The organism is Streptomyces sp. NPDC048419 (assembly GCF_043200415.1).
In the GTDB taxonomy this organism is placed as follows: domain Bacteria; phylum Actinomycetota; class Actinomycetes; order Streptomycetales; family Streptomycetaceae; genus Streptomyces.
Genome location: NZ_JBICXT010000010.1, coordinates 288,585 through 299,371, shown reverse-complemented (window position 1 = coordinate 299,371; position 10,787 = coordinate 288,585). Strand labels below are relative to the sequence as shown.

Sequence of the window (10,787 nt, the reverse complement as noted above, 5' to 3'; positions counted from 1 at the left end):
AAACGCCCGGTTACATTTCGAACCCGGAAGCTAAGCCTTACAGCGCCGATGGTACTGCAGGGGGGACCCTGTGGGAGAGTAGGACGCCGCCGAACTACCTTTAGAGCTCTGGCTCTTGGGCACTCAGCCCGAGAGCCAGAGCTTTTTTGCGTTGAGGTAGGGTCAGGGGGCATCGTTGGCACGTTTCCCACAGGAGGCCCTCGGGTGGAGGTCCAAGAGACCCGCGTCCAGACGGACCGGGTACTCACCATCCCCAACATCCTCAGCATGGCGCGGCTCGTCGGCGTGCCGGTCTTCCTGTGGCTGATTCTGCGTCCTGAGTTCGGAGGGCCCAAGAGTGACGGGTGGGCCCTGCTGGTGCTGGCTCTGAGCGGAGTCAGCGACTACCTGGACGGCAAGCTCGCTCGGCGTTGGAACCAGATCAGCAGCCTCGGCCGGCTCCTCGATCCTGCGGCCGACCGGCTCTACATTCTGTCGACATTGGTCGGCCTCACTTGGCGTGAGATTCTGCCGCTCTGGTTGACCGCTGCACTTCTCCTGCGCGAGCTGGTCCTGTTGGTGATGGTTGGCATCCTCAGGCGCCACGGCTATCCGCCGCCGCAGGTGAACTTCCTGGGGAAGGCGGCTACGTTCAACCTGATGTATGCCTTCCCGTTGCTCCTGCTCAGTGATGGAACTGGATGGCTCCCGTCACTCGCTGCTATTTTCGGATGGGCGTTCGCAGGGTGGGGTACAACCCTCTACTGGTGGGCAGGAGTCCTCTACGTGGTACAAGTCCGCCGCCTCGTTCGTGCGGACGCCATGGCCGACAGCACCCGCCCATTGCCGCGGCCGTAGCGGCTCGATGGCCCTTGGCTCAAAAGTGCGGGACAATCGGGGCGGGTGAAGTCGGCTAGACCGTCGTCTCTTTGAGGAGGACGCTTCCGACATGAAGGCCGTCGTGATGGCCGGAGGCGAAGGCACACGCCTTCGCCCCATGACCTCAAGCATGCCCAAGCCGCTCCTGCCCGTGGCGAACCGCCCGATCATGGAGCATGTGCTGCGGCTGCTGAAAAGGCATGGGCTGACCGAGACCGTAGTTACCGTCCAGTTCTTGGCCTCATTGGTCAAGAACTACTTCGGTGACGGCGAGGAGCTCGGCATGGAGCTCTCCTATGCCAATGAGGAGAAGCCACTCGGTACTGCCGGAAGCGTCAAGAACGCCGAAGAAGCGTTGAAGGACGATGCTTTCCTGGTGATCTCCGGTGATGCCCTGACCGACTTCGACCTCACCGACCTGATCAATTTCCACAAGGAGAAAGGTGCGCTCGTCACCGTATGCCTGACGCGCGTGCCCAATCCGCTGGAATTCGGTATCACCATTGTCGACGAAGAGGGCAAGGTCGAGCGCTTCCTCGAGAAGCCGACCTGGGGCCAGGTCTTCTCCGACACCGTGAACACGGGCATTTACGTCATGGAACCGGAGGTCTTCGATTACGTCGAGGCCGATGTGTCCGTCGACTGGTCCGGAGATGTCTTCCCGCAGTTGATGAAGGAAGGCAAGCCGATCTACGGCTATGTCGCGGAGGGCTACTGGGAGGACGTCGGTACCCACGAGAGCTATGTGAAGGCACAGGCCGACGTCCTGGAGGGCAAGGTCGACGTCGAGCTCGACGGCTTCGAGATCTCCCCGGGTGTCTGGGTGGCCGAGGGTGCCGAGGTGCATCCCGATGCCGTGCTCCGCGGTCCGCTCTACATCGGCGACTACGCCAAGGTCGAATCCGGTGCCGAAATCCGCGAGCACACGGTCGTGGGATCGAACGTCGTCGTGAAGAGCGGGGCCTTTCTGCACAAGGCCGTGGTCCACGACAACGTGTACGTCGGGCAGCACAGCAATCTGCGGGGCTGCGTGGTCGGTAAGAACACCGACATCATGCGGGCCGCGCGGATCGAGGACGGTGCGGTCATCGGCGACGAGTGCCTGATCGGTGAAGAATCGATCGTTCAGGGCAATGTGCGCGTCTACCCGTTCAAGACGATCGAGGCCGGCGCCTTCGTCAACACCTCGGTGATCTGGGAGTCCAGAGGCCAGGCGCACCTCTTCGGCGCCCGTGGTGTCTCGGGCATCCTGAACGTCGAGATCACGCCTGAGCTCGCGGTGCGGCTGGCCGGTGCGTACGCGACGACCCTGAAGAAGGGCTCGACCGTCACCACCGCTCGTGACCACTCCCGTGGTGCGCGAGCGCTCAAGCGGGCGGTCATCTCCGCCCTGCAGGCCAGCGCCATCGACGTACGCGACCTGGAGAACGTGCCGCTGCCCGTCGCCCGGCAGCAGACCGCGCGGGGCAGTGCCGGCGGGATCATGATCCGGACCACGCCCGGGGTGCCGGACTCGGTGGACATCATGTTCTTCGACGGGAACGGCGCGGACCTGTCGCAGGGCAGCCAGCGGAAGCTGGACCGGGTGTTCGCGCGGCAGGAGTACCGGCGGGCCTTCCCGGGCGAGATCGGGGATCTGCACTTCCCGTCCAGCGTCTTCGACTCGTACACCGGGTCGCTGCTGCGCAACGTCGACACGACCGGGGTCAGTGAGTCCGGGCTGAAGGTCGTCGTCGATGCGACGAACGGAAGTGCCGGCCTGGTGCTGCCCAGCCTGCTGGGCAAGCTCGGTGTGGACTCGCTGACGATCAATCCGGGGCTCGACGAGTCGCGGCCCACCGAGACCGCCGATGTGCGGCGGTCGGGTCTGGTGCGGCTCGGTGAGATCGTGGCGTCGTCGCGGGCCGCCTTCGGCGTGCGGTTCGACCCCGTGGGCGAGCGGCTGTCGCTGGTCGATGAGAAGGGGCGGATCGTCGAGGACGACCGGGCCCTGCTCGTCATGCTCGACCTGGTGGCCGCAGAGCGGCGAAGCGGGCGGGTGGCGCTGCCGGTGACCACGACGAGGATCGCCGAGCAGGTCGCGGCTTACCACGGCACGCAGGTGGAGTGGACGACGACCTCGCCCGACGATCTGACGCGGGTCGGCGGCGACGACGCGGCCATCTTCGGCGGTGACGGCAAGGGCGGGTTCATCGTCCCGGAGTTCAGCAGTGTCTTCGACGGTACGGCCGCCTTCGTACGGCTGATCGGGCTGGTGGCGCGGACACAGCTCACGCTCAGCCAGATCGACGCGCGGATTCCGCGGGCGCACGTCCTCAAGCGGGATCTCGCGACTCCGTGGGCCGTCAAGGGGCTCGTGATGCGGCGCGTGGTCGAGGAGGCCGGAGATCGCTTCGTGGACACGACCGACGGAGTGCGGGTGGTGGAGACCGACGGCCGCTGGGTGATGGTGCTGCCCGACCCGGCCGAGGCGGTCACCCACCTGTGGGCGGAGGGGCCGGACGACTCGTCCGCGCAGGCCCTGCTCGACGAGTGGTCGGCGGTCGTGGACAGCGCCGGTCGCTGAAAGACGCAGTACGCGCGCGTGCCGGACAGGTGTCCCCAACGGGGCCTGTCCGGCTCGCCGGTGGGGCCATTCGGAGGTAGTGCTCGCGACGTGCGACGATGTGCGGCATGCCGCAGCAGCCCCCCGTTCGGAGCACACCCACGCGCCCCTCGCGCCCGGACGCCTCCATGTCGCTGCTCACCAACGTCATGGACCACAGCCTGGACGACGGCTACGCCGAGGCGGCCGCCCGTAAGAAGGCCGCGGGCGAGGGGGGCATGCCGAAGACGCTGCGGGCCAGGCTCGGTCTGGCGGCCGGTCTGGTGCTCGCGGCTCTCGTCGTCACCGTAGGAGCGGCACAGGCGCGCGTGGCGGCACCCACCGTCGCCAAGGAGCGTACGGAACTGGTCGACCGCATCGACCGGGAGACCGCGGCGGCGGACAAGCTGGAGGGCTCCGTCGACAAGCTGCGCGACGATGTCAGCACGCGGCAGCGGACGGCGCTGAAGAAGAGCGGCGGCGGGGACAAGAGCGAGCTGGTGGGGATTCTGTCGGGGGCGGTCGCGGTGCACGGCCCCGGCGTGAAGCTGGTCGTGAACGATGCCAAGGAAGCCACCAGCGGCGGCAACGGCAATCCGCGCGAGACCTCGGACTTCTCCGACACCGGGCGGGTGCGCGACCGCGACATGCAGCGCGTGGTCAACGGCCTGTGGGAGTCGGGCGCCGAGGCCGTCTCGATCAACGGCCAGCGCCTGACAGCGCTCTCGGCGATCCGGGCCGCGGGGGACGCGATACTGGTCGACAACAAGCCGCTGGTTCCGCCGTACACGGTGCTGGCCGTGGGCAACGGCAAGCAGTTGAGCGCCAGGTTCCAGGACAGCGCCGACGGGCTGTATCTGAACGCCCTGCAGCAGAACTACGGCATCCGGAACAGCATCTCCGTGGAGAGCGACCTCCGGCTGCCGGCCGCACCGAGTGTGATCGTACGTACTGCACAGCCGAACACCGAGAAAGCTGGGAAGGGCACATCGTGATCGCCGTACTGGGCCTCGTCGTGGGAGTCGTGGCAGGACTGTTGGTCCGGCCTGAGGTTCCGGCGGTCGTCGAGCCTTACCTGCCGATCGCCGTCGTCGCGGCGCTCGACGCCGTCTTCGGTGGTCTGCGGGCCATGCTCGACGGGATCTTCGACGACAAGGTCTTCGTGGTGTCGTTCCTGTCCAACGTGGTCGTGGCGGCACTGATCGTGTTCCTGGGCGACAAGTTGGGCGTCGGCGCGCAGCTGTCCACCGGTGTCGTCGTGGTGCTCGGCATCCGTATCTTCTCGAACGCCGCGGCGATCCGCCGGCACGTGTTCCGGGCGTGAGGCCGATGAGCGACAACGACGAAACGCCTGAGAACAGGCTGCGCAAGGAGCTTCCGGAAGAGGTGCCGGCCGCGGCTCCCGAGGCCGCGAAAGCTCCCGAGAAGAGCCCTGACGCCGCAGAGGCGTCCGTGGCACCTGAGGCCCCCGACACTCCGGAGGCTCCCGGGAACGAGCCGGACGGGCTCACCGGGCGGCAGCGGCTGGGGAAGGGGCTCTGGCCGCCGCGTATCACCCGTGCCCAACTCATCGTCGCCGTGCTGCTGTTCGGCCTCGGATTCGGCCTCGCGATCCAGGTCGCGTCGAACAGCAACAGCGACAGTGCCCTGCGCGGCGCGCGTCAGGAAGATCTTGTTCGCATCCTGGATGAACTCGATGACCGTACACAGCGTCTTGAGGACGAGAAGCAGGGCCTGGAGAAGCAGCGCGACGAGCTGGAGAACAGCTCCGACCAGGCCGAGGAGGCCCGCAAGCAGACCGTCGAGAAGGAGAAGCAACTCGGCATCCTGGCGGGCACGGTGGCGGCTCAGGGACCCGGCATCACGATGACCATCGAGGACACGAAGGGGGCGGTCCAGGCGGACATGCTGCTCGACGCGATCCAGGAACTGCGTGCTGCCGGTGCGGAGGCGATCCAGGTGAACGACGTGCGGGTGGTCGCAGGCACCTATCTCACCGACGAGGGCAAGAGCGTGAGTGTCGACGGGAACAAGATCAACGCTCCCTATCGTTTCAAGGTCATCGGCAAGCCGGAGGACCTCGAACCGGCGCTCAACATCCCCGGAGGCGTGGTGCAGACCCTAGAGAAGGAGCAGGCCACCGTCACCGTCGAGCGGTCGAACAAGATCATTGTGGACGCCTTGCGAGCGGCGAAGCGGCCTGACTACGCTCGGTCGTCCTCCTAGTGAACCGGCGGTGCATGGGGGGAGTCCGGCGAGGGCATGAGGTTGCGGGGGGTCGGCGCACCGAATGGGTGGTGCGTGGTGGAAACTGTCTGGTGGATACGGACGTTGTGAGGATGTCCGGGTCGGCCGGTGTATGCAGTCAGGGTTCGTCCTGCCCCACGGGCGGGTCTGTTTCGGTCAAGGGGAATCGCCCGTGAAGTTGTTTGCGAAGTTGTTCGGCAAGAGCGCGCGAGAGGACAGCGCCAACGCGACCGCTCGTCATCGCGCGCAGCCTGACGCGGAAGGCCAGCGACCGCTGTTCCGGGACCAGGTTCCCGGCCCGGGCGGCGACATTTCCGGTGGTCAGGGCGCGCCGTCTGTTGACCCTGCGCAGCCCGGCGGCATAGGTTTCGGGCAACCGTCAACCTCAAGTACGGGTGGAGGGTTTTCCCCTATGTCGGCCCTGGTGTGTACGAGGTGCGGTAACCGCAACGCGGAGAACAGCCGCTTCTGTTCCAACTGCGGCGCGCCGCTGCGGGCGGGCGCCACCCCCGAGCGGCCTTCGGAGACGACGTCCACGATCTCCATCTCCGGAATCGAGGCCTACGACGCCGAGACCACGGGTCAGACGCAGATGCCGGCTCTCTCTCCCGAGGCCCAGGCGGCCGTGGACGCCCTGCCCGTCGGCTCCGCGCTGCTGGTCGTGCGCCGTGGCCCCAACTCGGGAAGCCGCTTCCTGCTGGACGGCGACCTGACGACGGCCGGGCGTCATCCGCAGAGCGACATCTTCCTGGACGACGTGACGGTCTCCCGCCGGCACGTGGAGTTCCGGCGCAGCGCGGACGGCTCGTTCACGGTGGCCGACGTGGGCAGTCTGAACGGCACGTACGTCAACCGCGAGCGGATCGACCAGGTCGGTCTGAACAACGGTGACGAGGTGCAGATCGGAAAGTACCGGCTGGTTTTCTACGCGAGCCAGCAGGGCTACTGACGAGGCCCCCGGACGCGGTCCTGGGGCCCAACAGGGAATGGCCATGCTGCGAACACCGAGCGGCGGTGCCGGCCACGGTACCGCCGCCACGGACAGTCTGATGAGCATCGGCACGGTGCTGAACGTGCTGCGTGACGAGTTCCCCGAAGTCACCATCTCCAAGATCAGATTCCTGGAGTCCGAGGGGCTCATCGAGCCCCAGCGCACCCCCTCGGGATACCGCAAGTTCAGCGCGGAGGACGTCGAGCGCCTCGCCTACGTCCTGAGGACGCAGCGGGACCACTATCTCCCTCTCAAGGTGATCCGCGAGCATCTGGACGCGATGGGGCGCGGTGAGGCGGTGCCCCTTCCCGCCGTGGGGCGCCAGCGGGACGGCGAGCCCCTTCTGGAGGCGTCCGAAGAACCCACGGTGGCCCGGATCGGACGGGACGAGCTGATCACGGCCGCCGGGATCGGTGAACAGCAGCTCGAGGAGTGGGAGTCGTACGGGCTCGTCGCCCCGATGCCGGACGGCACGTACGACGCGGAGGCGGCTACCGTCGCCTCGCTCGTCCTGGAACTCGGCCGTTTCGGGATCGAGCCGCGGCACCTGAGAGCCATGAAGGGCGCCGCCGAGCGTGAGGCGGGGCTCGTGGACCAGGTGGTGGCGCCGCTGAAGCGCCACCGCAACCCGCAGACCAGGGCACATGCCGAGGCGCGCACGAAGGAACTGGCGGCGCTGACGGTGAAGCTGCACGCCGCGCTCGTGCAGACCGCGCTCGGTGTGCGACTGCCCTGATACGGCGTGCGAGCGCAGGCCGGATCGTCCCCCCGTTCTCTGCCCGACTACCCAAACGTCCCGGGCACGTCCTAGGGTTACTGTGTGAACGAGCTCGATGTCGTAGGTGTCCGGGTCGAAATGCCCTCCAACCAGCCGATCGTGCTCCTGCGTGAAGTGGGAGGCGATCGCTACCTCCCCATCTGGATCGGTCCGGGGGAGGCGACTGCGATCGCCTTCGCCCAGCAGGGCATGGCCCCCGCACGACCGCTGACCCACGACCTGTTCAAGGACGTGCTGGAGGCCGTCGGTCAGGAGCTCACCGAGGTGCGTATCACGGACCTGCGGGAAGGCGTGTTCTACGCGGAGCTGGTGTTCGCCAGCGGAGTCGAGGTCAGTGCCCGTCCGTCCGACGCCATAGCGCTGGCCCTGCGGACCGGCACGCCGATCTACGGCAGCGACGGCGTGCTCGACGACGCGGGCATCGCGATTCCGGACGAGCAGGAGGACGAGGTGGAGAAGTTCCGCGAGTTCCTCGACCAGATCTCGCCGGAGGACTTCGGGACCAGCAGCCAGTGAGACGTGCGCGGCCCGGCGGACCCATGGTCGGCGACGGGGCCGGACGGTGGCCGGAGACGGCCCAAATGCCGACATCTGCCAGTCAAGTGCCGGTGGCGGGAGGGAGCGTCCTACGGCTCTCCCCGAAGGCATTCGGCTAGCCTTTCCCCGCGGTTGGGTGCGGGAAACCACTCGCAGGGTGATTATCACTCGGCGTGCCGAGTGTGGCGGTCGTTGACGCACCCCTGGTGGCTGCCTACCGTCGAGGGGGCAGGTCAAGGACGGAGGTCGGCGTGAGAAGTAGCGGCGACGGTACGGCTGGGGGAGCCCCTGGACGCAGTCCGGGGGAGAGCGGTCCGTACCCTCCCCCTGGCTCTCGGCTCCGCTCGGGCGGGGGGTATCCCCAGCACGGTGGCGCGGCCGATCACGCTCCGCAGCGACCGGCGGCCGTGCCGAGCGGCACGGAGGCGGCGTCCGAGGAGATCGGCTACCGCGGGCCGACGGCCTGCGCGGCCGCCGGCATCACCTACCGGCAACTGGACTACTGGGCCCGCACCGGGCTCGTCGAGCCGAGCGTGCGGCCCGCCTACGGGTCGGGGACACAGCGCCTGTACAGCTTCCGGGACGTCGTCGTCCTGAAGATCGTCAAACGGTTCCTGGACACGGGCGTGTCCCTGCAGAACATCCGTACCGCGGTGCAGCATCTGCGTGAGCGCGGATTCCGGGACCTGGAGCGGATGACGCTGATGAGCGACGGTGCCACGGTCTACGAGTGCACCTCTCCCGACGAGGTGCACGCGCTGCTCCAGGGCGGCCAGGGCATCTTCGGGATCGCCGTCGGCGTGGTGTGGCGGGACGTCGAGAGCGCGCTCTCGCAGCTGCACGGCGAGCGGGTCGACACCGGCGAGACCCTGGTCGGGCACAATCCGGCGGACGAGCTGGCGCGGCGGCGCAACCGGGCCGTCTGACCGCGTTTCCCCGTGGCGTCGCAGGGCGCCCGGGCGGTCGTAGGGCGGCATTGTCAGTGGCGTAGGGCAGCATCGGACATGTGAGAAACGCGGCCACGATCCTGCATCTCGACATGGATGCCTTCTACGCCTCGGTGGAGCAGGCATCCAAGCCGAGTCTGCGTGGAAAAGCCGTGATCGTGGGCGGGCTGGGGCCGCGCGGGGTGGTCGCGACGGCCTCGTACGAGGCGCGGGTCTTCGGGGTGCGGTCCGCGATGCCCATGGCGCAGGCCCGGCGGCTCGCGCCGAACGCCGCCTATCTGGTGCCACGCTTCGGTGTCTACAAGGCGATCAGCGAGCAGGTGATGGCGTTGCTGCACTCGCTGTCGCCGTTGGTGGAGCCGCTCAGTCTGGACGAGGCCTTCGTGGATCTGGAGGCCGGGGAGGCGGCCTGGGACGACGCCTCGGCGCGGCTGGTGGGGGAGAAGCTGCGCGGGGACATACGGACCGGGACGGGGCTCACCGGATCCGTGGGGCTGGCCGCGTCGAAGATGGTCGCGAAGATCGCCTCCGAGGAGGCCAAGCCGGACGGTCTGGTGCTGATCGAGCCGGGGACCGAGCGGGCGCTGCTCGGCCCTATGTCGGTGCGGACGCTGCCGGGCGTGGGGCCGGCGACGGGGGACCATCTGAGACGGGCCGGGATCAGCACCGTCGACGAGATCGCCGAAGCCGGCGAGGACGAGCTCGTACGGCTGCTGGGCAAGGCCCATGGGCACGCGCTGTACGCCATGGCGCTGGCGCACGACGACCGGCCGGTGGTCGCCGAGCGGGAGACCAAGTCGGTGTCGGTCGAGGACACCTACGACGTGGACATCCACGACCGGCTCCGGGTCGGGCTCGAGGTGCAGCGGCTGGCCGACCGGTGTGTGCGGCGGTTGCGCGAGGCCGGGCTCTCGGGGCGGACGATCGTGCTCAAGGTGCGGCGCTACGACTTCTCGACGCTGACCCGCTCCGAGACGCTGCGGGGTCCCACGGACGATCCGGGGGTGGTGCGGGAGGCGGCGGCGCGGCTGCTGGACACGGTGGACACCACGGGCGGGGTACGGCTGCTCGGGGTCGGGGTCAGCGGGCTCGCGGACTACACGCAGGAGGATCTGTTCGCGCAGGCGGCGGGGGAGGGGGCGGCCGCGCCGGTGGAGGAGGCGGCGGACGAACCTGTGCGGGTGGAGCCGACGCCCGCCGAGCGGCGCTGGCCCTCGGGGCGCGATGTGCGGCACGGCGAGTTCGGGCACGGGTGGGTGCAGGGCAGCGGCCTGGGGCGGGTCACGGTGCGGTTCGAGACGCCTGATTCGGAGCCGGGACGGGTGCGGACGTTCCGGACCGACGACCCCGACCTCGAGCCGGCGGAACCGCTGCCGTTGGTGGCGCAGGGACCGGGCACCACCTTTGCCGAGGTGTCCTAGGCGTCGGTGTCCCCCGTGCCCGCGAGCTTGCCGAAGGAGCGGTCCGGGGCGGAGGGAGGTGTTGCGCTGTCGAGACCGTAGTGGTGGTAGAGCTGGAGCTCCTGTTCGGGGGAGAGGTGACGGCCGACACCGAAGTCCGGGGCGTCCTTGATCAGGGTCCGGTCGAAGGGGACCTGCAGGGTGCCTTCGACCAGTTCGCTGGGTGCCAGGGGGACGAAGGCGTCCCGGGAGAAAAGGCCGGTGCGTATGGCCGCCCACTCCGGCACGCCGGTCGCGTCGTCGAGGTAGACCTCGTCGATGGTGCCGAGCTTGGTGCCATTGCGGTCGAACGCCTTGCGGCCGATCAGGTTGCGCGGATCGATCTCGGTCTGCACGGTCCCTCCACTTGGTCGCAACTCATCCCTAAGCACTACAAAAGAGCACA

At 68.2% G+C, this 10,787-nt stretch carries 9 protein-coding genes, 1 rRNA gene and 2 pseudogenes; 11 read left to right on the top strand and 1 reads right to left on the bottom strand.

Annotated features, from left to right (window positions below; genetic code table 11):
• From rrf to ACGFYN_RS22750, 11 genes and pseudogenes are all read left to right on the top strand, one after another.
• Nucleotides 1–95, top strand: a 5S ribosomal RNA gene (gene rrf, locus ACGFYN_RS22800); the annotation flags it as partial.
• Nucleotides 96–204: 109 nt separating this feature from the next.
• Entirely contained in the window at nucleotides 205–837 is a 633-nt protein-coding gene (locus ACGFYN_RS22795) for a CDP-alcohol phosphatidyltransferase family protein (protein WP_393867676.1), read from the top strand.
• Nucleotides 838–928: 91 nt separating this feature from the next.
• Nucleotides 929–3,424: a sugar phosphate nucleotidyltransferase gene (locus ACGFYN_RS22790; RefSeq protein ID WP_393867675.1), complete on the top strand. Its 2,496-nt coding sequence runs from the start codon at nucleotides 929–931 to the stop codon at nucleotides 3,422–3,424.
• Nucleotides 3,425–3,522: 98 nt separating this feature from the next.
• On the top strand, nucleotides 3,523–4,437 hold the full coding sequence (locus ACGFYN_RS22785) for a DUF881 domain-containing protein (protein WP_393867674.1): 915 nt from the start codon (nucleotides 3,523–3,525) through the stop codon (nucleotides 4,435–4,437).
• Complete coding sequence (locus tag ACGFYN_RS22780) at nucleotides 4,434–4,766, top strand: small basic family protein (RefSeq protein WP_003988855.1); 333 nt, start codon at nucleotides 4,434–4,436, stop codon at nucleotides 4,764–4,766. Before ACGFYN_RS22785 ends, ACGFYN_RS22780 begins: the two co-directional genes overlap by 4 nt.
• A gap of 5 nt (nucleotides 4,767–4,771) precedes the next feature.
• Nucleotides 4,772–5,668 carry a DUF881 domain-containing protein gene (locus ACGFYN_RS22775; RefSeq protein WP_393867673.1) on the top strand — a complete coding sequence of 299 codons (897 nt, stop codon included), beginning with the start codon at nucleotides 4,772–4,774 and terminating at the stop codon, nucleotides 5,666–5,668.
• A gap of 64 nt (nucleotides 5,669–5,732) precedes the next feature.
• Nucleotides 5,733–6,638, top strand: coding sequence for an FHA domain-containing protein (locus ACGFYN_RS22770; protein ID WP_393867672.1), 906 nt, complete (start codon nucleotides 5,733–5,735; stop codon nucleotides 6,636–6,638).
• A 43-nt stretch (nucleotides 6,639–6,681) separates the two neighbouring features.
• Nucleotides 6,682–7,416 (top strand): MerR family transcriptional regulator, encoded by a 735-nt coding sequence (locus ACGFYN_RS22765; protein WP_393867671.1) that lies wholly within the window; start codon nucleotides 6,682–6,684, stop codon nucleotides 7,414–7,416.
• Between the two features lie 84 nt (nucleotides 7,417–7,500).
• Nucleotides 7,501–7,974 (top strand): bifunctional nuclease family protein, encoded by a 474-nt coding sequence (locus tag ACGFYN_RS22760; protein ID WP_004002801.1) that lies wholly within the window; start codon nucleotides 7,501–7,503, stop codon nucleotides 7,972–7,974.
• A 272-nt stretch (nucleotides 7,975–8,246) separates the two neighbouring features.
• Nucleotides 8,247–8,921, top strand: a complete 675-nt coding sequence (locus tag ACGFYN_RS22755) for a MerR family transcriptional regulator (protein ID WP_393867670.1) — start codon at nucleotides 8,247–8,249, stop codon at nucleotides 8,919–8,921.
• An 80-nt stretch (nucleotides 8,922–9,001) separates the two neighbouring features.
• Nucleotides 9,002–10,444: pseudogene (locus ACGFYN_RS22750) on the top strand (DNA polymerase IV).
• Here ACGFYN_RS22750 and ACGFYN_RS22745 read toward each other — a convergent pair.
• Nucleotides 10,366–10,737, bottom strand: a pseudogene (locus tag ACGFYN_RS22745) (PRC-barrel domain-containing protein); the annotation flags it as partial. The pseudogenes ACGFYN_RS22750 and ACGFYN_RS22745 sit on opposite strands and share 79 nt — an antisense overlap.
• Nucleotides 10,738–10,787 lie beyond the last annotated feature (50 nt).

Excerpts from the sequence above, each read along its gene's own strand:
- ACGFYN_RS22790 (WP_393867675.1), top strand. The coding sequence starts at position 929 with ATGAAGGCCGTCGTGATGGCCGGAGGCGAAGGCACACGCCTTCGCCCC.
- ACGFYN_RS22785 (WP_393867674.1), top strand. The coding sequence starts at position 3,523 with ATGTGCGGCATGCCGCAGCAGCCCCCCGTTCGGAGCACACCCACGCGC.
- ACGFYN_RS22775 (WP_393867673.1), top strand. The coding sequence starts at position 4,772 with ATGAGCGACAACGACGAAACGCCTGAGAACAGGCTGCGCAAGGAGCTT.
- ACGFYN_RS22770 (WP_393867672.1), top strand. The coding sequence starts at position 5,733 with ATGGGTGGTGCGTGGTGGAAACTGTCTGGTGGATACGGACGTTGTGAG.
- ACGFYN_RS22765 (WP_393867671.1), top strand. The coding sequence starts at position 6,682 with ATGCTGCGAACACCGAGCGGCGGTGCCGGCCACGGTACCGCCGCCACG.